Annotated in this window: 14 protein-coding genes; 11 read left to right on the top strand and 3 right to left on the bottom strand. The window is 69.7% G+C overall.

The window, feature by feature from the left end:
• Positions 1–7 precede the first annotated feature (7 nt).
• The 11 genes from ACFY61_RS09240 to ACFY61_RS09190 all read left to right on the top strand — a co-directional run bounded on the left by ACFY61_RS09240 (position 8) and on the right by ACFY61_RS09190 (position 12,560).
• The gene (locus ACFY61_RS09240) at positions 8–1,633 is read left to right on the top strand and encodes an ABC transporter substrate-binding protein (RefSeq protein ID WP_389469019.1); all 1,626 of its coding nucleotides are present in this window, start codon (positions 8–10) and stop codon (positions 1,631–1,633) included.
• Positions 1,634–1,731: 98 nt separating this feature from the next.
• Complete coding sequence (locus ACFY61_RS09235) at positions 1,732–2,658, top strand: ABC transporter permease (protein WP_389469016.1); 927 nt, start codon at positions 1,732–1,734, stop codon at positions 2,656–2,658.
• Complete coding sequence (locus tag ACFY61_RS09230; RefSeq protein WP_389469014.1) at positions 2,651–3,616, top strand: ABC transporter permease; 966 nt, start codon at positions 2,651–2,653, stop codon at positions 3,614–3,616. The genes ACFY61_RS09235 and ACFY61_RS09230 overlap by 8 nt, the downstream gene beginning before the upstream one ends.
• A gap of 13 nt (positions 3,617–3,629) precedes the next feature.
• Positions 3,630–4,685 (top strand): ABC transporter ATP-binding protein, encoded by a 1,056-nt coding sequence (locus tag ACFY61_RS09225; RefSeq protein WP_389469011.1) that lies wholly within the window; start codon positions 3,630–3,632, stop codon positions 4,683–4,685.
• Complete coding sequence (locus tag ACFY61_RS09220; RefSeq protein ID WP_389469008.1) at positions 4,678–5,721, top strand: ABC transporter ATP-binding protein; 1,044 nt, start codon at positions 4,678–4,680, stop codon at positions 5,719–5,721. Before ACFY61_RS09225 ends, ACFY61_RS09220 begins: the two co-directional genes overlap by 8 nt.
• A gap of 127 nt (positions 5,722–5,848) precedes the next feature.
• Positions 5,849–6,784, top strand: coding sequence for a GNAT family N-acetyltransferase (locus ACFY61_RS09215; protein ID WP_389469006.1), 936 nt, complete (start codon positions 5,849–5,851; stop codon positions 6,782–6,784).
• Between the two features lie 106 nt (positions 6,785–6,890).
• Positions 6,891–8,522 carry an ABC transporter substrate-binding protein gene (locus ACFY61_RS09210; RefSeq protein WP_389469003.1) on the top strand — a complete coding sequence of 544 codons (1,632 nt, stop codon included), beginning with the start codon at positions 6,891–6,893 and terminating at the stop codon, positions 8,520–8,522.
• Between the two features lie 35 nt (positions 8,523–8,557).
• Positions 8,558–9,481: an ABC transporter permease gene (locus ACFY61_RS09205; protein WP_389469000.1), complete on the top strand. Its 924-nt coding sequence runs from the start codon at positions 8,558–8,560 to the stop codon at positions 9,479–9,481.
• The gene (locus ACFY61_RS09200; RefSeq protein ID WP_389468997.1) at positions 9,474–10,478 is read left to right on the top strand and encodes an ABC transporter permease; all 1,005 of its coding nucleotides are present in this window, start codon (positions 9,474–9,476) and stop codon (positions 10,476–10,478) included. Before ACFY61_RS09205 ends, ACFY61_RS09200 begins: the two co-directional genes overlap by 8 nt.
• 14 nt (positions 10,479–10,492) lie before the next feature.
• Entirely contained in the window at positions 10,493–11,476 is a 984-nt protein-coding gene (locus ACFY61_RS09195) for an ABC transporter ATP-binding protein (protein ID WP_389468995.1), read from the top strand.
• Positions 11,469–12,560 (top strand): ABC transporter ATP-binding protein, encoded by a 1,092-nt coding sequence (locus ACFY61_RS09190; protein WP_389468992.1) that lies wholly within the window; start codon positions 11,469–11,471, stop codon positions 12,558–12,560. The genes ACFY61_RS09195 and ACFY61_RS09190 overlap by 8 nt, the downstream gene beginning before the upstream one ends.
• A 90-nt stretch (positions 12,561–12,650) precedes the next feature.
• Here the strand turns inward: ACFY61_RS09190 and ACFY61_RS09185 are convergent, their stop codons facing one another.
• From ACFY61_RS09185 to ACFY61_RS09175, 3 genes are all read right to left on the bottom strand, one after another.
• Positions 12,651–12,941 carry a hypothetical protein gene (locus ACFY61_RS09185; protein ID WP_389468990.1) on the bottom strand — a complete coding sequence of 97 codons (291 nt, stop codon included), beginning with the start codon at positions 12,939–12,941 and terminating at the stop codon, positions 12,651–12,653.
• A complete protein-coding gene (locus tag ACFY61_RS09180) occupies positions 12,938–19,783 on the bottom strand; it encodes a polymorphic toxin-type HINT domain-containing protein (protein ID WP_389468988.1) in 6,846 nt (2,281 codons plus the stop codon). Before ACFY61_RS09180 ends, ACFY61_RS09185 begins: the two co-directional genes overlap by 4 nt.
• A gap of 158 nt (positions 19,784–19,941) precedes the next feature.
• Positions 19,942–24,258 (bottom strand): LamG-like jellyroll fold domain-containing protein, encoded by a 4,317-nt coding sequence (locus ACFY61_RS09175; protein WP_389468986.1) that lies wholly within the window; start codon positions 24,256–24,258, stop codon positions 19,942–19,944.
• Positions 24,259–24,997: the final 739 nt, after the last annotated feature.

Raw genomic sequence — 24,997 nt, 5'->3', positions numbered from 1 at the left:
ATTACCCATGCGCGGAGCTACGAGCGCCAAGTGGGTCGCGGGTGCCGTCGCGGTGGCTCTGGCCGCCACGGCCTGCAGCACCAGCAAGGACAGCGGCGACAAGGGCGGCAAGGCCGGCGGGCACATCACTGTGCAGCTCGGTGAGCCCCAGCACGGCCTGGTCGGACAGAACACCGCCGAGTCCGAGGGCGCCGAGGTTCTGAACGCCCTCTTCGTCGGTCTGGTCGACTACGACAACAAGACCAACGAGCCGAAGCTGGCCGTCGCCGAGTCCATCGAGACCCAGGACTCGAAGACCTGGACCATCAAGCTGAAGGACGGCTACACCTTCCACAACGGTGAGAAGGTGGACGCGCAGTCGTTCGTCCGCGCGTGGAACTGGGGCGCCAACCAGGACAACGCCGCCGAGGGCCTCCCGTTCTACGCCAAGATCGAGGGCTCCGACGAGCTGGCCCCGGGCAAGGACAAGAAGCCCACGGCCACCGAGCTCAAGGGTCTGAAGGTCGTCGACGAGAAGACCTTCACCGTCACCCTGAAGGCCCCGTTCTCCCAGTTCAAGACCATGCTGGGCTACAACGCCTTCTACCCGCTGCCCAAGGCGTTCGAGGCCGACCCGAAGAAGTTCGGCGAGGCCCCGATCGGCAACGGTCCGTTCCAGATGGACGGCGCCTGGGAGCACAACAAGCAGATCAAGGTCAAGCGCTTCGAGAACTACGCCGGCCAGAAGGCGAAGCTCGAAGGCGTCACCTTCAAGATCTACGACAACCTGGACACGGCGTACAACGACCTGCGCGCCGACGCCATCCAGATCACCGACAAGCTCCCGATCTCCGCGATGGCCACCGTCGCCCAGGAGTTCGGCGACCGCTACCTCTACAAGCCGGAGTCGGGCGTCGGTTACGTCGGTCTGCCGCTCTCCACCAACCCGGAGGCCTTCGGCAAGGTCGAGATCCGCAAGGCGATCTCGATGTCGATCGACCGCGAGGCCATCGGCAAGTCCATCTTCAACGGCACCCGCAAGCCGGCCGACGACTTCATCAGCCCCATCATCCCGGGTTACCGCAAGGGCGCCCTGGGCGAGGCCGGCACCTACAACCCGGCCAAGGCCAAGGAGCTGTGGACCCAGGCCGGCGGTGTCCCGGGCAACAAGATCGAGCTCGGCTACAACGCCGACGGTGGCCACAAGGACTGGATCGAGGCCGTCGCCAACCAGCTGAAGGCCAACCTCGGCGTCGAGGTCACCACCAAGCCGTTCGCCAAGTTCGGTGACATGCTGACCGACCTGGGCGACAAGAAGTACAAGGGCGGCTTCCGCATGGCGTGGTCCATGGACTACCCGGCCGCGGAGAACTACCTGCGCCCGATCTTCTCCAAGGTCGCGATCGACCACGGCTCCAACTACGGCGGCTACGTCAACGAGGAGTTCGAGTCGCTGATGGACCAGGCCGACAAGGCCACGGACCCGGCGAAGGCCATCGAGCTGTACCAGAAGGCCGATGACGTGATCATCCGGGACCTGCCGTACATCCCGGTCTTCACGTACATGTCTTCCTCGGCCTACTCGAAGTCGGTGAAGAACGTCGAGGTCGACGCCCAGGGCCGTATGGACCTGGTCAACGTCGAGCTCAACTAACACGCTTCTTCACCAAGGGGAAATGACCCGGGGGCGGGCGGACGGAATCAGGTTTCCGTCCGCCTGCCCCTGCCCCCTGTTCAACTGTTGGAGGTCTGATGGGCCGCTACCTCATCCGCCGACTCATACAGGCGATCCCTGTCCTGTTCGGCGCCACGTTCCTGATCTACGCGCTGACCTTCCTGCTCGGCGGAGACCCTATCCAGGCTCTCGCCGGCGAGAAGAAAGCCGACCCCCTCGTCGCCGCCATGCTGCGCGAGAAGTACCACCTCGACGACCCGTTCTTCATCCAGTACTGGAACTACCTGACCGGCGTGTTCCAGGGGAACTTCGGTGAGACGCTCAACGGCCGGAAGGTCCTCGACGAGATCGTCGAAGCCTTCCCGTACACCGTGAACCTCGCCGTGGTGGCCTTCATCATCGAAGCCCTCGTCGGCGTGACCGCGGGCATCATGTCGGCCCTGCGCCGCGGCAAGTTCCTGGACCAGGTGGTGCTGCTGTCCACCCTGATGGTGATCTCCATCCCGGTCTTCGTCACCGGTTTCATGCTCCAGCTGCTGCTCGGCGTCGAGTTCCCCATCTTCTCTCCCTCCTTCAAGGAAGAAGAAGGACTCCAGGCCTACATCCTGCCGGCGTTCATCCTGGCCTCCACGTCGCTCGCGTACGTCACCCGCCTGACGCGGACCAGCCTCATGGAGACCATGCGCGCGGACTACGTGCGGACCGCGACCGCGAAGGGCCTGCCCCGCCGCCGCGTCGTCATCAACCACGCGCTGCGCAACGCGCTCATCCCCATCGTCACCTTCCTCGGTGCCGACCTCGGGGCGCTGATGGGTGGCGCGGTCGTCACCGAGAACATCTTCAACATCAACGGCATCGGTGGTCTCATCGCCAGGGCCATTCGCCTCGACCAGGGCATCACCCTGGTGGGCGTGGTGACGCTGCTCGTCCTCGTCTACCTGCTGGCCAACCTGATCGTGGACCTGCTCTACGCCGTGCTCGACCCGAGGATCCGCTATGCGTGACACAACTTCGGTGGAGGACTCGATGACCGACACCAGGACCGTCTCCTCCGACGCCCCCGCCGCCGACAACGGCACCAAGGGCGAGAAGGCGGACAAGAAGCAGGAGCGCGTCGCCAGTCTCTGGTCCGACGCGTGGTACGACCTGCGCCGCAACCCGATCTTCCTGATCGGCGCGTTCCTGGTCCTGTGCATGCTGGTGATCTCGGCTGTCCCCGGGCTGTTCACGAGCACCAACCCCTTCGCGGGCGGTGTCTGCCAGCTGAACGACTCCCTGAAGCCGCCGAGCGGAGCCCACTGGTTCGGCTTCGACGTACAGGGCTGCGACATCTACTCGCGCACCATCTACGCCGCCCGCAACTCGATCATCGTCGGTGTGCTGACGACGTCCCTGGTGCTCTTCGTCGGCGGTGCGCTCGGTCTGCTGGCCGGCTGGGTCGGCGGCTTCACGGACACCATCCTGTCCCGCGTCACCGAGATCTTCTTCGCCATCCCGCTGCTCCTCGGCGGCATGCTGATCATGTCCGGCCGTCAGGGCAACGCCGTGACCGTCTCGATCGTCATGGCGACCCTGGGCTGGCCGCAGATCTTCCGCATCATGCGGTCCTCGGTCCTGCAGAACAAGAACAACGACTACGTGGTCGCCGCCCGGGCCCTCGGCGCGGGCACCCTGCGGATCACCCTGCGGCACATCCTCCCGAACGCGGTGGCCCCGGTCATCGTCGTCGGCGCGATCAGCCTCGGCGTGTACATCGGCGCGGAAGCGACCCTGTCCTACCTCGGTATCGGCGTCCAGCCCCCGCAGATCTCCTGGGGCCTCATGATCAGCGACGCCAAGGACCGCTTCCTGCAGGCCCCGCACGTCCTGCTGTTCCCGGCCGCCGCCCTGAGCATCACCGTGCTCGCTTTCATCATGGTCGGCGACGCGGTCCGCGACGCCCTCGACCCGAAGCTGCGCTGAGGAAGGGCGTACGTTGACCAGCATCGACAAGACCCCGAACGTCCCCGCACCGCGCACCGCGCCCGAGGGCACCCCGCTCCTGGAGGTCAAGGACCTCCACGTCGAGTTCCACACCCGCGACGGCATCGCCAAGGCCGTCAACGGCGTGTCGTACTCGGTGGACGCCGGCGAGACCCTCGCCGTCCTCGGCGAGTCCGGCTCCGGCAAGTCCGTCACCGCGCAGGCGATCATGGGCATCCTCGACATGCCCCCCGGCCGCATCCCGGCCGGCGAGATCCTCTTCAAGGGCCAGGACCTGCTGAAGATGAAGGAGGACGAACGGCGGAAGGTCCGTGGCGCGCAGATCGCCATGATCTTCCAGGACGCCCTGTCCTCCCTGAACCCCGTCCACACCGTGGGAGCCCAGCTCGGCGAGATGTTCCGGGTCCACCGGGGCATGTCCAAGAAGGACTCCCTCGCCAAGGCCGTGGAACTGATGGACCGGGTGAAGATCCCCGCCGCCAAGGCGCGCGTGGGCGACTACCCCCACCAGTTCTCCGGCGGCATGCGCCAGCGCATCATGATCGCCATGGCCCTGGCCCTGGAGCCGGACCTGATCATCGCCGACGAGCCCACCACGGCCCTCGACGTGACGGTCCAGGCCCAGGTCATGGACCTGCTCGCGGAACTCCAGCGCGAGATGAACATGGGCCTGATCCTCATCACCCACGACCTGGGTGTGGTCGCCGACGTCGCGGACAAGATCGCGGTGATGTACGGCGGCCGGATCGTCGAGAACGCCCCGGTCCACGAGATCTACAAGCGCCCCGCGCACCCGTACACCCGGGGTCTGCTCGACTCGATCCCGCGCCTGGACCAGAAGGGCCAGGAGCTGTACGCGATCAAGGGACTGCCGCCCAACCTGCTCAACATCCCCAGTGGCTGCGCGTTCAACCCGCGTTGCCCCAAGGCGCAGGACATCTGCCGCACCGAGGTGCCCGCTCTGCACCCGGTGTCCGAGCAGGACGGCACCGAACTGCCCGGCCGCGGCAGCGCGTGCCACTTCTGGAAGGAGACGATCCATGGCTGAGCTGACCCAGCGCGAGCCGATCCTCCAGGTCCGCAACCTGGTCAAGCACTTCCCGCTGACCCAGGGAATCCTCTTCAAGAAGCAGGTCGGCGCGGTCAAGGCCGTCGACGGCGTCTCCTTCGACCTGTACCAGGGCGAGACCCTGGGCATCGTCGGCGAGTCCGGCTGTGGCAAGTCCACCGTCGCCAAGCTCCTGATGAACCTGGAGCGCGCGACCTCCGGCGAGATCTTCTACAAGGGCGAGGACATCACCAAGCTGTCCGGCGCGGCCCTCAAGGCCGTCCGCCGGAACATCCAGATGGTGTTCCAGGACCCGTACACCTCGCTGAACCCGCGGATGACCGTCGGCGACATCATCGGCGAGCCCTTCGAGATCCACCCCGAGGTGGCCCCGAAGGGCGACCGGCGCCGCAAGGTGCAGGAGCTCCTGGAGGTCGTCGGCCTCAACCCGGAGTACATCAACCGGTACCCGCACCAGTTCTCCGGCGGCCAGCGCCAGCGCATCGGCATCGCCCGCGGCCTGGCGCTCCACCCGGAGATCATCATCTGCGACGAGCCCGTCTCCGCCCTGGACGTCTCCGTCCAGGCGCAGGTGATCAACCTGATGGAGGGCCTGCAGGACGAGTTCAACCTGTCGTACGTGTTCATCGCGCACGACCTGTCGATCGTCCGGCACATCTCCGACCGGGTCGGCGTGATGTACCTCGGCAAGATGGCCGAGATCGGCACCGACGCCCAGATCTACGACCACCCGACGCACCCCTACACCCAGGCGCTGCTGTCGGCGGTCCCCGTCCCGGACCCGGAGGCCCGCGAGGCCCGCGACCGGATCATCCTCACCGGTGACGTACCGTCCCCGGCCAACCCGCCCACGGGCTGCCGCTTCCGCACCCGCTGCTGGAAGGCCCAGGACAAGTGCTCCACCGAGGAGCCGTTGCTGGCGATCCCCGAGCGCTTCAAGGGCTCCGACAGCCCGGCCGCGCACGAGACCGCCTGCCACTTCGCCGAGGAGCGGGACGTGGTCCACGCCTCCTGAAGGCCGCCCGACCCGAGCCCACGGCGCCCGGTCCCCGCGAGGGGGCCGGGCGCCGTGGCGTTCCGCCCTTCCCGCCCCGGCCCGAATTCGGTTGTGGGAGTGACCCGGCGCCCGCGAGAGTGAGCAGATGCTGACCGTCCGACCTGCCGGCCCCGGCGACGCCCGCGACATCTGCGCCCTCCTCAACGCCGTCGACACCATCGAGATCGGCCGCCCGGAGACCGACCTGCACGAGGTCGAGGCCGACCTGAACCACCCCGACGTCGACCTCGCCACCGACTCCTGGCTCGCCGTCGAAGGCGGCCGGCCCGTCGCCTACGGCCTGGTCTGGGACGCCGGCGAACCCGGCCGCGTCGACTGTGACCACTACGTACTGCCCGGCCACCAGGCCGCCGGCGCCCACCTGCTGGACCTGATGGAAACCCGCGCCCGTGCCATGGCCGGCGCCGCGCCCGGCTCCCTCCGGCTCCAGCTCAACGTACGGCCCACCCTGGACACCGCCCTGCTGGACGACCGCGGCTGGCGGACCGTACGCCGCTACCACGCCATGGTCCGCGACCTCGACCCGGCCGCCGACCTCCCGCCCTCCCCGCCGCCCGGCGCCCCCGGTCTCACCCTGCGCCACTGCGGCACCGACGAGGCCGACCGGCGCCGCGCCCACGCCCTGGTCGAGCGGACCTTCGCCGAGCACTTCGGCCACGTGGAGCGCGAGTTCGACGCCTGGCTGGACCACTACGGCGCCCGCGACCTCGACTGGTCCCTCGTCTGGATCGCCACCGTCCCCGGCCACGGGGACGCCGCCGTCCTGGTGTCCCGCGACGACCGCACCGCGATGGGCTGGATCAGCCACATCGGCGTCGCCAAGGAGCTCCGCGGCCTCGGCATCGGCGGCCACCTCCTCCGCCACGGCTTCGCCGCCTACGCCGCACGCGGCCGGGACACCCTCGGCCTGGGCGTCGACACCCGCAACGCCAGCGGCGCGCTGGCCCTCTACGAGGCGCACGGCATGCGCATGCACTTCGCCGTGAACACCTGGGAGCTCCCGTTGCACCCCCAGGAGTGACAGCCGGGGGACGCGAGGGTGCAATCGGGCGCACCTCCCGTACTCGTCCGCGCGCATGGGGTGACATTGGCTACCGGTCGATTCTGGAGAGCCAAGGAGGCACTCGATGCGCGGAGCCATCCACGCCCGACGCGCCGCATGCGCGGTGGCCGTCGCCCTCGCGGCGGCGGCCTGCGGCGGCGGGAGCGACACCGGCGGCACCGGAAGCGGCGCCGGGATCGTCAGTTCCTCCTGGGGTGACCCGCAGAACCCGCTGGAGCCCGCCAACACCAACGAGGTGCAGGGCGGCAAGGTCCTCGACATGCTCTTCCGCGGGCTGGTGCGCTACGACGCCGGGACCGGCGAGGCCGAGAACATGGTGGCCGAGAAGATCGAGACCACCGACAGCCAGAACTTCACCATCACCCTCAAGGACGGCTGGAAGTTCAGCAACGGCGAGCCGGTCACCGCGCAGTCCTTCGTCGACGCCTGGAACTACGCCGCGGACGTGCGCAACAAGCAGAACAACGCGCCGTTCTTCTCCGACATCGTCGGCTACGACCAGGTCCACCCGTCCAGCGGCGACCCCAAGTCCAAGACCATGTCCGGCCTGGTCGTCAAGGACCCGAAGACCTTCACCGTCGCCCTGAAGTCGAAGTTCTCCACCTGGCCCGAGACCCTCGGCTACCAGGCCTTCTCCCCGCTGCCCAAGGCCTTCTTCACCGACCACGCGGCCTGGCTCGACAGGCCCGTCGGCAACGGCCCCTACACCGTGGCCTCGTACACCAAGGGCACCGGCATGCAGCTGCGCAAGTGGGCGGAGTACCCGGGCCCCGACAAGGCCCAGAACGACGGCGTGGACCTCAAGGTCTACACCGACAACAACACCGCCTACACCGACCTGCTCGCCGGCAACCTCGACCTCGTCGACGACGTGCCCGCACAGCAGCTGAAGAACGTCAAGGACGACCTCGGCGACCGCTACATCAACCAGCCGGCCCTCATCATCCAGACCCTCACCTTCCCGCTGTACGACCCGCAGTGGGGCAAGCCCGGCATGGAGAAGGTCCGCCAGGGCATCTCCCGGGCCATCGACCGGGACACCATCACCCGGCAGATCTTCCAGGAGACCCGCACCCCCGCCAAGGACTGGACCTCCCCGGCCCTCGGCGAGAAGGGCGGATTCAGCTCCACCGTCTGCGGCGACGCCTGCGAGTACGACCCCGCCGAGGCCAAGCGGCTGATCCAGGAGGGCGGCGGCCTGCCCGGCGGCAAGATGACCATCACCTCCAACGTGGACACCGGCTCGCACCGGGCCTGGATGGACGCCGTCTGCAACAGCGTCAACAACGCGCTCGGCGAGGGCCCGGTGTGCACCGTCAACCCGATCGGCACCTTCGCCGACTTCCGCAACCAGCAGAGCTCGTACAAGCTGACCGGCCCGTTCCGCTCCGGCTGGCAGGGCGACTACCCGCTCATCCAGAACTTCCTGGAGCCCCTGTACTACACCGGGGCCTCCTCCAACTACGGCAAGTTCAGCGACCCGGAGTTCGACAGGCTCGTCGACCAGGCCAACGAGGAGTCCGACGCCGCGAAGGCCATCTCCACCTTCCAGGACGCGGAGAAGATCCTCGCCACGCAGATGCCCTCCATCCCGCTCTGGTACCAGAACGGCAGCGCCGGCTACGCCGAGCGCCTCTCCGGAGTGACCCTCAACCAGTTCAGCGTGCCCGTGTACGACCAGATCAAGGTCGGCTGAGCCCGCCCGTCCCCCTCCCGGACCCTGGAGCCCCCATGGGACGCTACGTGATCCGGCGGCTGCTCCAGATGATCCCCGTGTTCATCGGCAGCACGTTCCTGATCTTCTTCATGGTGTACGCGCTGGGCGACCCGGTGGCGGCGCTGTTCGGGGACAAGGCCCCCGACCCCGCCACCGCGGCCCGCATCCGCAAGGACCTCTACCTCGACCAACCCCTGTGGAAGCAGTACCTCCACTACATGGGGCAGATCTTCCAGGGCGACTTCGGCACCGCCTTCAACGGCCAGCCCGTCACCGAGCTGATGGCCACCGCCTTCCCGGTCACCCTGCGCCTGACCTGCGTCGCCATCGTCATCGAGATCCTCGTCGGGATCACCCTCGGCGTGGTCAGCGGCCTGCGCCGGGGCCGGGCCGTCGACACCGGCCTGCTCGTCGCCACCCTCATCGTCATCTCCGTCCCCACCTTCGTGACCGGCTACCTCCTCCAGTTCGTCCTGGGCGTCAAATGGGGCTGGGTCCGGCCCACCGTGTCCGCCGCCGCCCCCTTCAGCGAACTCCTGCTGCCCGGAACCGTCCTGGCCCTGGTCTCCCTCGCCTACGTCACCCGGCTGACCCGCACCTCCATCGCCGAGAACGCGAAGGCGGACTACGTGCGCACCGCCGTCGCCAAGGGCCTGCCGCGCCGCCGCGTCGTCACCCGGCACCTGCTGCGCAACTCGCTCATCCCCGTCGTCACGTTCATCGGCACCGACATCGGCGCCCTGATGGGCGGCGCCATCGTCACCGAGCGCATCTTCAACATCCACGGCGTCGGCTACCAGCTCTACCAGGGCATCCTCCGCAACAACTCGCCCACCGTCGTCGGCTTCGTGACCATCCTCGTCATCGTGTTCCTGCTGGCGAACCTGCTCGTCGACCTGCTCTACGCGGTCCTGGACCCGAGGATCCGGTATGCCTGAGCCCGAGCGCCCGCAGGCCTACGACCCGCTCCAGCCGGGCGACGGGGAAGCCATCGCTCCCACCGGACAGGGCGGACCCATGGACCTGGCGATCGAAGAGGCGGAAAGCCTGGAGAAGCCCCTCCCCGGACAGCCCGCCGGCCCCGGCGAACGGGCCCGCTCCCTGTGGTCCGACGCCTGGCACCAGCTGCGCCGCAACCCGGTCTTCGTCCTCTCCGCCCTGCTGATCCTCTTCCTCGTCCTCATCTCCCTCTGGCCCCAGCTCATCGCGAGCGGCGACCCCCTCCAGTGCGACCTGTCCAAGTCGCAGGCCGGCTCCGAGCCCGGTCACCCCTTCGGCTACGACACCCAGGGCTGCGACGTCTACACCCGCACCGTCCACGGCGCCCGCGCCTCCATCACCGTCGGCATCTGCGCCACCCTCGGCGCCGCGCTGCTCGGCTCCCTCCTCGGGGGCCTCGCCGGCTTCTTCGGCGGCTGGGGGGACGCCACCCTCTCCCGGGCCGCCGACATCTTCTTCGGCATCCCCGTCGTCCTCGGCGGCCTGGTCTTCCTCTCCGTCGTCACCAGCACCACCGTCTGGCCCGTCGTCGGCTTCATCGTGCTGCTCGGCTGGCCGCAGGTCGCCCGCATCGCCCGGGGCTCCGTCATCACCGCCAAGCAGAACGACTACGTCCAGGCCGCCCGCGCCCTCGGCGCCGGCCACGCCCGGACACTGCTGCGCCACGTCGCCCCCAACGCGGTCGCCCCGGTGATCGTCGTCGCCACCATCGCCCTCGGCACGTACATCGCCCTGGAGGCCACCCTGTCCTTCCTCGGCGTGGGCCTGCGCCCGCCCACCGTCTCCTGGGGCATCGACATCTCCAACGCGGCCCCACAGATCCGCAACGCCCCGCACATGCTGCTCTGGCCGGCGGGGGCGCTCAGCGTCACCGTGCTCGCGTTCATCATGCTCGGCGACGCCGTCCGCGACGCCCTCGACCCCAAGCTGCGCTGAGGAAACGGGAACCGATGCTGCTCGAAGTCCGCGACCTGCACGTGGAGTTCAGGACCCGCGACGGGATCGCCAAGGCCGTCAACGGCGTGTCGTACGCGGTGGACGCCGGCGAGACCCTCGCCGTCCTCGGCGAGTCCGGCTCCGGGAAGTCGGTCACCGCCCAGGCCGTCATGGGCATCCTGGACGCGCCCCCGGGCCGGATCACCGGCGGCGAGATCCTCTTCAAGGGCCGGGACCTGCTGGGGATGAAGGAGGACGAACGGCGGCGGATCCGCGGCGCCGGGATGGCGATGATCTTCCAGGACGCCCTGTCCTCCCTCAACCCCGTCGTCAGCGTGGGCAGCCAGCTGGGCGAGATGTACGAGGTGCACCGGGGCATGTCCCGCAAGGACGCCCGCGGCAAGGCCGTGGAACTCATGGACCGGGTCAGGATCCCGGCGGCCCGCGAACGGGTCGGGGACTACCCGCACCAGTTCTCCGGCGGCATGCGCCAGCGCATCATGATCGCCATGGCGCTGGCCCTGGAACCGTCCCTGATCATCGCCGACGAGCCGACCACCGCCCTCGACGTCACCGTCCAGGCCCAGGTAATGGACCTCCTCGCGGAACTCCAGCGCGAGATGAACATGGGCCTGATCCTCATCACCCACGACCTCGGTGTGGTCGCGGACGTCGCCGACAGGATCGCGGTGATGTACGCCGGCCGGATCGTCGAACACGCCCCCGTCCACCCCATCTACCAGGCCCCCGCCCACCCCTACACCCGCGGCCTGCTCGACTCCATCCCGCGCCTGGACCAGAAGGGCCAGGAGCTGTACGCCATCAAGGGCCTGCCGCCCAACCTGCTGGCCATCCCGCCCGGCTGCGCCTTCCACCCCCGGTGCCCGATGGCGCGCGAGGTCTGCCGCTCGGACGTGCCGCCGCTGTACCCGGTGACCGGGTCCGCGGCGCCCCGGGCGAGCGCCTGCCACTTCTGGAAGGAGTGCCTCCATGCCTGAGGCGATCCTGGAGGTCACCGACCTGGTCAAGCACTACCCGCTCACCCAGGGCATCCTCTTCAGGAAGCAGGTCGGCGCGGTCAGGGCGGTCGACGGGGTCTCCTTCACCCTCGGCGCCGGCGAGACCCTCGGCATCGTCGGCGAGTCCGGCTGCGGCAAGTCCACGGTCGCCAAGCTGCTGGTCAGCCTGGAACGCCCGACCGCCGGCTCCCTGAAGTACAAGGGCGAGGACATCACCCGGCTGTCCGGCAGGGCCCTGAAGGCCGTCCGCCGCAACATCCAGATGGTGTTCCAGGACCCGTACACCTCGCTGAACCCGCGGATGACGGTCGGCGACATCATCGGCGAACCGTACGAGATCCACCCGGAGGCCGCCCCCAAGGGCGACCGCCGCCGCCGGGTCCAGGAACTCCTGGACGTGGTCGGCCTCAACCCGGAGTACGTCAACCGGTACCCGCACCAGTTCTCCGGCGGCCAGCGCCAGCGCATCGGCATCGCCCGCGGCCTCGCCCTGCGGCCGGAGGTCATCGTCGCGGACGAGCCGGTCTCCGCCCTGGACGTGTCCGTCCAGGCCCAGGTGGTCAACCTGCTGGAACGCCTCCAGGCCGAGTTCGACCTGTCGTACGTGTTCATCGCGCACGACCTGTCGATCGTCCGGCACATCTCCGACCGGGTCGCCGTCATGTACCTGGGCCGGATCGTCGAGCTGGGCACCGACGCGCAGATCTACGAGCACCCCACCCACCCGTACACCCAGGCCCTGCTCTCGGCCGTCCCGGTCCCCGACCCGGCCGCCCGGGCCCACCGCGACCGGATCATCCTCACCGGCGACGTCCCCTCCCCGGCCAACCCCCCGTCCGGCTGCCGCTTCCGCACCCGCTGCTGGAAGGCGCAGCCCCGCTGCGCGACCGAGGTCCCCCTCCTGGCCGTCCCCGAAGCCTTCCGCCTGAACACGGGCCCGACGGCCCACCCGTCAGCGTGCCACTTCGCGGCGGAGAAACAGGTGGTCCCGCCCGAGGGCGAACTCCAGCCACCGCCGGGGCCGCCGCCGACCGCGTCCCCGCCGGGCGGGAAGGCCCGCTGAACGCAGTGGCCCCCCGACGGGATCCGTCGGGGGGCCACCGCCGCAGGCGGTTCGGATGCCTTACGGGGCTCCGGGCGCCTTCATGCCTTGTCAGCCGCTGCTGCCGTCACCGATCGCACGGAGTACCTCGGCGAGCCAGACGAAACCGTGTCCGACGACCCGTTCGGGGTCCTCGACCATCCGTTCCAGCTGTGCCCAGGATTCCGACACCATGCCGATGGTCAGGTCGCCGGGTTCACCATAGACGTCGTACGCCGCGTCGGCGGGAATCGACCAGAAGGCTTCCCTTTCGACGGTGATGCTCGCCGCGGGTGAGGGTGCCACGTGGTCCAGGAGAAGGTCGAAGACAGCACGAAGCCGGTCGACCGAAACCTCCGTCATTTGCGACAACCTCCGGTGATCTTGTCGATGTTCTCGTGGAAGGTCTGGATTTCCTTCTTCAGGTGCTTGACCCGGCCGTTGATGATGCGCTGCCGCACTTCCTCGCTGGGCGCGTTCTTCAGGATTCCCTTGTTGTCGTATGCGTCCGGGTTTTCGATGTAGGCCTTGAGCTTCGCCTCGTGTTCCTCGATGAGCTTCTCGTAGGACTGGATCGACTTCCGCTCCTCAGGGGTGAGTTCCCCGTTCGAGTTGTGAACGAGGACCGCGGAGTCTCCTGCCAGCACATAGTAGGAGTGGAGGACGTCGACGGTGAGGTTGTACGTCTTCGCGTGCTGCGTGTACGCCCGGTTGCCGGTCACCACGACGGTGTCGTCGGCGGCCGTCCGAAGGGTCATGCCCGCCGTCAGCTTGGACGCGTCGACCCAGTCGTTCTCCGACGGCGACCAGAACGGATGCTCGTGGGTGGCCGTCAGCTTCTCCAGGCCCGAGGACGTGGCGATCGACAGTTCGTTGAAGTGCTTGTCGTCCTCGGTCTCGATGAGGCGGGTGACCTTCTGAGCGCTGGTCTCGCCAGTGGCGGGGTCGGTCGCCAGGACGGTGTCGCCGACCTGGACGTCCTCGATGTTCTTCGTGGCCCCGTCGGCCATCAGCACCTTGGTGCCGGCCAGGAAGCACTTGCAGGCGATCTTCCCGGCGTCGGCTATCTTGTCGAGCTGCTTGGGCAGCTTGAGGAAGTCACCGAGCGGAAGGATCCCGAGGAAGCCTGCCGCAATACCGAACTTGTCGTCGTTCTCGGACGCCTCCCTCATGTCACGCATGTCGCAGCCCAATCCGAAGATCGGGATCCACGAGCAGGCGGCCTTGGCGATCTCCTTCATGACCGCGGGATTGCCCTGTTCCTTGATGCAGTCAGGACAGGCGGGGTATCCGCCGTTGTATCCGCCGCCGTTGTAGGCCTTCTGCTGCTCCTTCACCTTCACCGGAGCGGCGGGCCCGGAAACAAGCTTGTACTGCGGCTTGCCGGACGAGCACTGGTTCATGCCCATCGCGTAGTGGCAGGTCTGCTTGCCCGGAGTGACCGCGATGTGGGAGCGGCCCGACTTGAGCTCCTTGTAGAGCTTCACGCCCCGCTTGATGGCGCCGAAGATGCCGCCACCACCGCTGAACAAGTAGTCCAGCAGCCAGTCCACGATGGACGCGCCGCTCGGGTCGCTCAGCGTCGCCGGGTTGTTCGCGGCGTACACGTAGCCGTTGAGCGTCTGCGGGCGGTTCGGCTCCAGCAGCGGGTCCACACTGACGAAGCGGCCCGTGCTCGGGTCGTACTCGCGGGCACCGATGTGGGTCAGGCCGGTGGCGTCGATGGTGCCGCCGACGAAGCCCTTCGTGCCCGCCCACTGCGTGGGCTGCGTGCCGCGCGGCGCGCCGAAGGGCGTCATCCGCCGGTGCTCGACCGCCCCGGTGGCCGCGTCGACCGACAGGGTGCCCGTGTTGTGGTGGTCGCTGACCTGGAAGGACAGGTCACCGTTGTCCTCGCGCACGGCGTTGGCGCTGCCGAGCGCGTAGTACCGGGTGGCCGTCGGCTTCGCCGCGCCCTTGCGGAGCACCAGCTCCATCGCTCCCAGGTACAGCGTGGTCCGGGTCGCGTTCGGGTCGGCGTTGTCGGTCTCGTGCGCGATCAGCCGCGTGCCGTCCGGCGCGTACACGTACTCGGCGGTCTTCGTCGAGGTACCGCCCGCCGTCGTGGTGACGGTGTCCTGGAGCTTGCTGAGCTTGCCCTCCGAGTTCCAGATCAGGGACTGCTCGCTGGTCGACCCGGGTGCGGGCTTGAGGCTGCGGGTCGTGGTGTTGCCCGAGTCGTCGTAGCCGTAGCTCTGGGTGACCGGCGTGCCGGTGCCCGTCTGGGTGCTGGTACCGAGCAGGGAGTGCGGGCGGGGCGCGCCCTCCGCCGGGTACTGGTAGGTGCGGACCGCGTTCTTGGCGGCGTCACCGGAGAGGTCGTGCCGGGTCTCCGTGTTCCGGGTGCCGTCCTGGTGGTAGGTGTAGCTGTTCCAGTACGGGGCCGGGCCGCCGATGTCGGAGGCCGTGGGCTGCGCCGGGCACGCGGTGGTCCTGGAGGTGAACTCCTGCGTCACCCGCGCCAGGTAGTCGTGCTGGAAGCACTGCGTCTCCGTGCCGGCGCGGGAGACGTCGGAGATGGACTTGACGTTGCCGAGCTGGTCGTACGTGTAGCTCAGGGCGGAGGCGGCCTGCGCGATGCCGTACTGGTCGGTGCGGCGGGTCGCCAGACGCTGCGTCCCGTACTCGTAGCCGTCGGTGATCCAGGTGTCCTGGCCGTTGGCCTTGAGCGTGGACTGCAGCGGCTTGCCGGTCAGCGTGTACGTCTGGTTGGCCAGGTAGGTGCCGAGGTTGCTGCTGATGGCCGTGGGCCGGTGCAGCGCGTCGTACGTGAAGGCGAGCGTCTCGGCGGCGAGGCTGCCCCCCGCCGGCAGGCTGACGCTCTTCTGGGTGCCGTCCAGGTTGAACGTGCCGCCCGTGACGTAGGAGCCCGCCAGGGCTTCCTGGCCCGGCACGGAAGGCACGGTGACGGTGGTCCGGCCGGGTCGCAGCAGAGCGTCGTAGTTCGCGTAGGTCGTCTTGTACTCGTACGTGGTGCCGCCCACGGTGTGGTGGCGCGTGCTGGTCGCCAGCTGGCCCTGGGCACCCGTGGGGTCGTAGGTCTTCGACGTGAGCAACGGCCCGGAGGCCGAGCCCTCACGGCTCTCCAGCTCGCGGCCCAGGTTGTCGTACACGTACGCGACGGTCTTGCGGTTGCCGTTCGTCGTGCTGGTCTTCTGGCTGCGGTCGTCGTACTTGGTGTCCGTGGTGCCGGAGTCCGGGTCCACGGCCTTGATCTGGCGGCCGAGCTGGTCGTAGTTCCAGGTCCAGACGCTGCCGCCGGAGTCGGTCAGCCGGACGAGGTTGCCCAGCGCGTCGTACTTGCGCGTGGTGGTGTCGTACGCGCCGGTCGGCGCCGCCGCCTTGTACTCGCGGGTCTCCACCGGCTTGCCGGCCGCGTTGCTGATCGTGGTGGTCGGCGTGCCGCCCAGCGGTGGGGTGACCGTGACGCGGTCACCGCCGTACTCGGTGGTGGTGACGGAAAGGGGGGTGCCGACGCCGTTGCCCTTGAGCAAGGTGGTCTTCACCGGCCGGTTGAGGCTGTCGTACTCCTTCGCGGTCTGCGTCTCGACGCCCGTCGCGTCATCGACCTTGAACAGCGTGGTGGAGGGCGCCTTCGCCGCGTAGTACGGGGCGTACTCCAGGACGACCTGACCCATCGCGTCGTAGAAGGAGTCCGTCAGGATCATCCCGCCGTCGGGGCCGGGTGCCTGGGTCTGCCGGGCGCGGGCGAAACCGTCGTACAGGGCGAAGCGGGACTCCTGGGAGCCGTCGTTGCGCAGACCCAGCGTCTCGACCGCACTGATCGCACCCTCGGCGATGTGGTACCGGTACTCGAGGTTCGGCGTCTGGCCGCTCGCCTTGGAACGGTTGGGCTGCCACACCTTGCGAGTGCGACCGAGGGCGTCGTACTCGATCTCGGTCTTGCGGCCGGTGGTGTCCGTGATGGAGACCGGGTTCGTACGCAGCGAGTCGTACGTCGTCGTGACGGTCTGCGCGCTCGTCGCCACTCCCGTCTTCGCGGGCGGGGTGGTGGCCTTCAGGCTGGTCGGCCGGCCGGTGGCCGGGGTGAAGACGTTCGTCGTGGTCTGGGCCTGCGGGTGCGCGGTCGTCGTCGGCGCCGCCGACTCGTTGGCCGGGTTGAACACGCTGGTGGACACCAGGCCCGTGCTGGTCAGCTCGCGGCCGTACACGTCGTACGTCTTGGTGTTGTCGAGGTACACCGCCTGCGTGGCCGAACGCGACTTGAGGAAGCTGGTCATCGTGGGCAGCCCCTTGGCGGGGGCCGCGCCGGACGCCTGTCCGTCGTACCGGGTCCGGACGTCCTCCAGGACGTTGGACGTGCCGTCGGCGCGGGTGACGCGGTCGACGGTCTTCGAGCAGTCGCCCACCACCTTCTCCGTACGGACGACGCCCGTCAGGATCCACGCCGACGTGTTGTCCGCGTACGTCGTCCGCGTGCACGTGTCGTCGGCCGGGTCGGCGACGTCGCCGAGGTCCTCCTCGGCCGTGGGGCGGCCGTACTCGTCGAAGGCGTGGGTGCGCTTCTTCACCTCGCGCCACGAGACGCCCGCGCCCTTGTCGAGGGAGACGAACTGCCGGGTGGCGCTGATGCCCGTGATGTCCGCGGTGGTGGTGCCCCAGGCACGGACCCGCTTCGCGGTCTCCTTCTTCCACGGGGTGCTGACCTGCTTCTGCAGGACCTTGCCGCCCGGCCCGTCGCGCTCCTCCTTGCGGTACTCGAAGCCGCGCCACGCCTCGTGGTCGGTGATCGTGCCGCCCTCGCCGTCGCCGACCTCGACCGTGCGGGTCTTGGTCTTGTCGGACGGGTCGCTGCGGTCGCCGTGCATGCCGCGCAGGAAGTAGTGGTCCTCCTGCGAGGTGAACTGCTGCGTGGAACCGGTCTCGACCCGGGTGTGGGCGTAGCCGCGCCACTGGGACCAGGTCTTCAGCTTCTCCGGCGTCATGCCGTCGTCGTCGTCGAAGTGCCAGGCGGCACCGCCGAGGTAGGTGTACCTGGTCATGGTGTCCGGCGCACCGCCGGTCCGGTCCGTGGCCAGGACCGACTCGACCACGTACTTGTTGAACCACTCGTTGGTGACCGGCCCGTCCTGGACCGGCTGGTACTTCACCGGGAAGCACCGGGACTTGTTGTCCTCCGGCGTCGGCAGCGAGGACCAGGAGCAGGCCGCGGCCGAGTAGTTGGCGTCGATCTGGCCGCCGAACTCGTCGGCGATGGAGGTCAGGCGCTGCTTGTGGAAGGGCAGCCGGCCGTCGTCGATCTTGTCCAGCCGGTTGGGCATGGCGTCGTACGAGAAGGTCGTCTTCGGCACGGACAGGGCCGTGGTGCCGGCCAGACCGGTGTGCTGCACGGAGGACAGCAGCAGCTGGTAGTCGTTGTCGGCGGTGCCCCAGTGGTGCTTGAGGTCCCACCGGTCGACGTCCTTGTACGTGCCGTCACCCTGGAGGACCTGCGTGGTGACCGAGGCCAGCCGGTAGCGGGTGAAGAACGTGGGGGCGAACCGGCCCTTGTCGCAGTCCGTGCCCGCCTTGCAGTTCATGTCCCACGGCGTGTCGTACCAGTACTGCCGGTTGGTGTCGATCTTCGCCGGGTCGCAGAGGCCCGCCGTGGTCTCCAGGCAGCGCTCGGCGGTTCCGAAGTTCACCCGCGCCATCGGCTTGACCGTGTCTGAGTGGATGTCGGCCTTCTGCTGGCCGTACTCGATGTGGTCCAGCCAGCCGCCCCGGACGTACGGGGTGTCGTCCGCGGCCTTCAGGTTGCGGCCGTAGGAGTTGGTCTCCTGCTTGTACCAGTAGGTGATGTCGTTGCCCTGGGTGTCGACGACCAGGTCCAGGTTCCAGCGCCAGCCCTGCTGGCACCAGGAGGCCGCGAACGTCGAGGCGTGGCAGGGCTCGCCGGAGTCGTCGCCGAACACCGGCACCGTGAAGACGGACTTGGTCTCCGGCTTGCCCGTCGCCCAGTTGGGCAGCCGGTTGTAGCCGAAGTAGTACTGGGTGCCGTCCGTGGTGGTGGCCTTGAAGTACTCGCCGTCGTTGTCGCCGTTGCCGCGCGCGGTGTCCCGGATCCGGACGACCTTGGTGTTGTCGTCGCCCTGGAGCCGCCACTCGTCGGCCGAGACCGGGATCAGCTCGCCGGAGTGGCCGGCGAAGCTGATGGTGGCGTTGTCGTAGCCCCAGCACAGGTCGCCGGGCGTGTTGATGCCGTCCTTGACGCCGTCGTCGCCGCAGGACTTGTACGTCCGCTCGACGAACCCGCCCTGGGAGAAGCCGAAGCCGTCACCCGCCCAGGAGGCCTGGTTGTTGCTGTTGGCGCTGCGCCCGTCGATGGAGGACGACGAGTACGCCAGGCCCAGCTCCGGCTTGTGGTCGCCGGGGACCGCGGGCACGGTGAGCGGGTAGCTCCAGTTGAACGAACCGCCGTGCAGGTCGGCGCTCCAGCGGCCGGAGGCCGCCAGCGGGGTCGCCGTGAAGCTGCCGGACGGGCCGGCCGCGGCCGTGGTGGCGGCCATGACCATGGCGCCGCCGCCCGAGGAGAACGTGGCCCGGGCCCCCGACACGGCGGCCGGCACGGTCACGTCCTCGACGGTGATCCGCTGCTTCTCCGCGTCGTTGACCGAGCGCAGCGGGGTCGCCTTGCGGCACTCCGGCAGGCCGGGGGTGGTCAGCGCGCAGGAGGGCAGGGCGACCAGGTTCAGGCGCTGGCCGAAGCCGCCGCCCGCCGCCCGGGCGAACCCGGAGTAGTCGAGGCTGACCTTGACGTTCGCGGCCTGCGGCGCGGTGTCGGTGCGGCCCAGGGTGAGCAGGACGCCGTCGACGCCCGCCCGCTTGGCGGCCGTACGGTCCAGGACTCCGACCTTGACCTGCTGCGGGGCGGTGGCCGGGGCGAGCGGCGCCGGAACGGCGGCCGGCTGCTTCCCGGCGCCCAGCAGCACGGGCAGGTCCCCGGCGCGGCGCGGTGCGGCCCCGGCCGCGGCCTTGCCGGCCGCCGGGGCGGCCACCTGCACGGTCGCGGAGTCGGCTGCGGGCCAGGTGACCTTCGGCTTGGGGACGGCCGGCGGGGCCTTGGTGACGCGGGGCTTGACCTTGCCCGCGGTGCCCTTGACCGGCTTCTCGTGGGAGCGGGCCACGGGGGCCTTGGAGTTGGCGAGAGCGGGAGTGCTCGGCACGGCCTGTAGCAGTGTGGCGGCGACCGCGCCGCTCACCACCATGGCCACGCGTGCTGTGCCGCGCCTGTGGCGGCGGAAGACATTCATTTTCGGGTACCTCGCGGAGTCCGCCCGGGCCGTGGGGCCCGGGCGGACTGCTGATGGGAGTGGGAGGGGGACTAGGGTCCGGTGACCGTGTCGAGCTCGGCGACCGGGTCGGCCAGCCTGGTGATCTGCTCCGGTCCGAGGACGCCCTGGAAGGCCCAGACGTCGTCGATCTCACCGGTCAGCGGCTTGGTCCAGGCGCCGCCCGCACGGGTACGGCCGAACTGGAGGCCGGCGCCGGCGGCGAACGGGGCGGGCACGCCCGCGTACGACACGTGGTCCACGCACCCCGCGGGGGCGTCGTCCGCGCAGACCTGGTTCTCCAGGTTTCCGTTCACGTACAGGCTCAGCCGGCGGTCGAACCCGTCGTAGACCACGGCGATGTGGTTCCAGTCGCCGATCCACAGGCTCTGGTCGAAGGTGTGGGTCACCGTGGTGTAGGTGGCGGTGGCCCCGTCGGTGCCGGTGACCTTCGCCTCCCACCAACCGGTGGCCTGCCCGTCGACCGTCTTGTCGTAGTGCCAGCCGACGGACACCGCCGACTGGTTGGTCCCGGCGACGGACAGGACGGTCATGTCCGAGGTCGGTGAACCGGCCGAGGCCCAGCCCGCGACGGTGAAGCTCTCGTTGGTCCGCGGCGCGGCCGCCGAGCTCGCGAAGCCGCCCGGGCCGGTCAGGCCCAGGGTGCCGTTGCCGGCGACCCCGGATTCCGCCACGATCGCCGCCCCGGTCGCGGAGAGGACCGCGTCCGCGGTGCCCGAGGGCTCGCCGGGGCTCTTCCCGGAAACGGCCGTGTCCATCTTCCAGCGGCCCACCAGCTGCGGCCGCTGCTTGATCATCTCGCGCACCTCGGGCTGGGTGACGATCCGGTCGAAGACGCGGACGTCGTCGATGTCCCCGCCGAAGTGGCTGTTCACCGTCGCGTCGTCCCGGCCCGCGCCGATCATCAGCGGTCCGGACGTGGTCCACGGCGCGAGCTGCGCGTAGTCGACCTCGGCGACGAGGTGCCCGTCCACGTAGAGCCGGTTCTTGCGGGCCACCGTGTCGGAGACGCCGACCAGGTGGGTCCACTGGTTGGCGGTCTCCCCGATGCAGGGGACGCCGCCCACCGTGCTTCCGGCGGTGCAGGCCGGCTGCACCGCGCGGACGATGTCCGGGCTGCCCGCGTCCTGCGGGTAACGGCCGAACACCCACTTCCTGTAGTAGCCGGAGTAGTAGAGCGAGAACTCCGACCGCTGCGCCCCGGCCTGGGTGACCACGACCTTCGAGGAGTGGTCGGTGGCCGGCACGGCCGGCCGGCGGACCCAGGCCGACACCGCGAAGCTGCGGGTGCCGTCCACGACCGGTCCGCCGGCCGTGGCGTAGCCGTTCGCGCCGGTGCTGAGGGCCTTGCCCTGCACTCCGGCGGTGCCGGTGGTCGCCGGGCCGACCAGGCTCAGCGACGGGGTCTCCGGGCGTCCGGCCATCGCCGTGCCCGTGGTCTCGTCGAGGGTCCAGACGGCCTTCGCGCCGCGTCCGCCGGCGAGCGGGTCGCCCGCGGCCAGGCTCGCCGCCTCCGCCGGGGCGAGGGCCCGGTCGTAGGCGCGGACCTCGTCGAGGGCGCCGAACCAGGGGTCGGTGTAGGTGTCGCGCCAGCGCATCTGCCCGAAGTACATCGGGCCCCGGGCGTTCCACAGGGTGGCCGTCGCCGCGGGGGCCTGCTGGCCGTTGACGAACAGCTTCAGCTGCTTGGCGGGGGCGTCGTAGACACCGGTCAGGTGGGCCCACTCGCCCGCCACCGGCAGGATCTCGCTGCTGGAGGTGGACCAGGTGTAGCCGCTGGAGGCGTCGGCGCTGGAGGCCTTGATGGCCCACTTGCCGGCCGTGATGCCCATCTGGAAGGAGGCCATGTGGACCCCGCCCTGGCTGACCGCGGCCTGGTGCTGCGGGGTCAGGGTCGAGGGCTTGACCCAGGCGGAGACGGTGAAGCTCTTGTCGGTCTCCAGGACGGCGCTGCCGGTCCCGAGGTACTCCACGGGCGTGGTGTCGGCGGCGCGCGCACCGCTCAGCTCGACGGCGGTCCCGGTGCGGCCGGGGGCGCCGGCCGTGCCGGCCACCAGGGTCGCGGGCAGGTCCGACGGGTCGGGTGCGACGGAGGTGCCGGAGGCGTCGTCCATGGTCCAGGCGGCGCGCTGCGGGTGGCCGCGCAGGACGTTGAAGTAGTACGTGGTCGGCTCGGAGGCGTTGCCCGCGGCGTCCAGCGCCCGTACGGAGACGAAGTGCGGCCCCTCCTTCTCCATCAGCAGCGTCACGGTCCGGGACGCGCCGCCGGTGGTCGCGACCTCACGTGCCGCGGAGGGCAGCTGGTCCAGGGCGTACTGGTACTTCACCGCGTCCGTGGAGGTGGTGTCGAAGGTGAAGGTGCCGTACTTGCCGACGCCGTCGGTCCAGGCGTGGGGTGCCTGGGCGTCCGGGGAGCCGGGGAAGTCGGGCGAGGTGGTCACCGGGCCGGCCGGCTTGGTGGTGTCGATCTGGAAGTAGCAGGCGGTCGGGGTGCCGTCGAAGCTCCACGGCCCCCATTCGGCACCGTCCCAGCCCCGGACCGACCAGTTGATCACCTTGTCCTTGGGGACGCTGGTGGGCAGGGTCACGGAGAAGGGCGACCCGGAGGCCTTGAACGTGGTGGACGGGGGAGCGGTGCCGAGCGCGCCGGTGGAGTACCACTTGCCGGACATGCCGGTGCCGTCGCCGTTGTCCCAGGCCACCGCGAACTGGACGCCGAGGGGCTCGTTGTCCGGGTCGGAGACCTTCGCGGTGATCTGCGGGTGCTTGGTGATGACCAGCGGAGTGCTGGAGCACACCGAGCCCGGGGACATCGACAGGGCGCTCATCGGGGCCTGCCGGGGCGGCAGGTTGTAGGTGACCTGGAGGCCGGCGTTGCTGTTGAAGCGCTTCCAGGCGTACCCGTCGGACTCGTTCTCGGCCTTCAGGCCGAGGGTCAGGTCCACCCAGTCGCCGTTGGCGGCCTGCTGCACCTTGTCCCGGAGGGCCTTGGAGGAGCTGCCGCCGAACTCGACGTAGCCGGCGGCGCAGCCGTTCCATCCGCGGGCGGCGTTGATGGTCTGCAGGTGCTGCGTCCAGAACGAGCTGGAGCTGGAGTTCTTCCAGGTGGTGCCGGTGCCGATGCGGCTGGTCGCGTACAGCTGGAGCGGCTTCTTGGTGCAGCTGAAGGCGTGGGTCTCCCACACGTTCAGCTTGGCGTCCAGGATCCGCTTGCCGACGAAGCCCCAGCCCTTGACCGGGAAGGCGTAGAGGACGCGCTTGACGTCGTTGGAGGCGCAACCGGAGGCGATGCACAGGCCGGTGCCGAAGTCGCCGGTGAACTTGTAGTAGGCGTTGTTCTCCCAGTACCGGGAGATGCCCGCCCAGCCGTTGGCGCGCGGCGTCTGCAGGTTCGGGTCGATCAGCACCGGGAAGACGGTGTCCGGCGAGTCGAGCAGGGCCTGGTCCGGGGTGAGGACGAGGCTCTTCTGGTCGGCGGGCACCGACACCCCGACCGGCGCCGCGTGGGCGGACGCGGGACGCTGCTCCCCGGCGGGGGCCGCGCGGAGGGCGCCGGCCTTGGCGACGCTCGCCGCGGGCGCGGTGTCCGGGACCGCGGAGGGGATGACACCGCCGTCGGCGAGACCGGGGGAGGAGTCGAACATGACCGGCTTCGGGGCCTCGAAGACCGTGCCGCCGGAGGCGTCCGTCAGCTTCAGGGAGCCGTCGCCGTTCTGCCGGGTGGTCAGGCCCGGGGCGGACAGGCCCAGCTTGAGCCGGTCCAGCGCCGGGTTCTTCGCCGCGGCCGGGGTCTTGACCACGATGAGCTGGGTGAACCCCGTCTCGGTGGCGGTCAGGCGGAGGTCGACGTCCGGCAGGATCGAGCGGTACTCGGCGGTGTCGCCGTCGAGTACGGGCGCCGGCAGCGGCTTCGGCCAGCTCAGCCGCACCTCCTTGCCCGCCTGCCCCATCCGCACCAGGGGCTGGTCGCCGCCGCCGGAGAAGGCCAGGTCGGGCAGGGTCGCCCGGGGCGCCACACTGCCGTCGCCGGCCTTGCGCAGCGAGGTGTCGATGTCCTGCCACGCACCGTTCTTCAGGGTGCGGACGGGCTTGGTGTAGACGGTCGCGACGAGCGAGCCGTCCGGCTTGGCGACGACGTCGCCGGCCTCGCGCCGCATGGCGGCGACGGGCACGTCCTTGCCGGACTTCTTCGCCTCGGCCAGGGCCAGGGACTCGGGGGTCTCCTGTTGCCCGGCGGTGCCGCCGCCGGCCGTCGGGGCGGACGGAGCGGACGGGGCCGCGGGCGCGGCCGTGGCGGCGCCGGGCGGCAGCCAGCCGGTGAACGCCACGCCGGCCACCAGGCCGAACACGGTCAGACGGGATGCGGCGCGTGCGCGCCGCCGTTTTTGAGCAGGCCAAAGGCCCGGTGGATGCTCCACCGCGGCTCCCCCCACAGGAACAGAGAAAAGGTCAACAATCGTGCGAATCAAACGGAGTGTCGTCCGCGAGGTCAAGGACCGGACGGACGCTCGCAGCCGCTCCGCCCTGCCGGTGGGCGGAGCGGAGACCGGCATTGTTGAGCCGGTCATGCCAAGCGTTCGCCTACAACCGGGCCTGACCCGGGTCGAGTTACCCGTCGCCCGTGTGCCGACCCGCCCGTGACGCCTGCGCTCCGCGCCCGTGGGAGCGCGGTAGGCTCACAGGAAACCTTTACCTCATCTTTACGTGCGGCAGGTTTCGGCCGCCGGGCGGGTTCGGCGCCTCCGTCCGCTCCGCCGCCCCGTACCCCGTAGCCGGAGCACCCTGCGTCGGTTTCCGGCCAACTTCGTCAACGTACGGGCGACTTGACCGTATCGGGGGCGAGGTCTGCTGCGCAGGGCCCGGAAGGCGTACGGTCCGTGCGGGTGCCGTGGCCGGCCGGGGAGGGCGTGAACGCCCCGGCCGGCGCAGCCGTGCAACCAGCCGTGCGCGGCATGCGCCCCGCGTGCTGCCGGAATTCAATCGATGCGCAGGGACGGATAGTTATGATCCGTAGCGCACGGTGGGTATGACTCCGTCGTGTGCGCGTCCGCGCGCATCGATGTCCCCGTCCGACGTGGAGGTGGAACG

The sequence above is a fragment of the Streptomyces sp. NPDC012888 genome, assembly GCF_042900645.1.
In the GTDB taxonomy this organism is placed as follows: domain Bacteria; phylum Actinomycetota; class Actinomycetes; order Streptomycetales; family Streptomycetaceae; genus Streptomyces.
The sequence above is the reverse complement of the archived record's forward strand: the minus strand, read 5'-3'. Positions and strand labels throughout refer to the sequence as shown.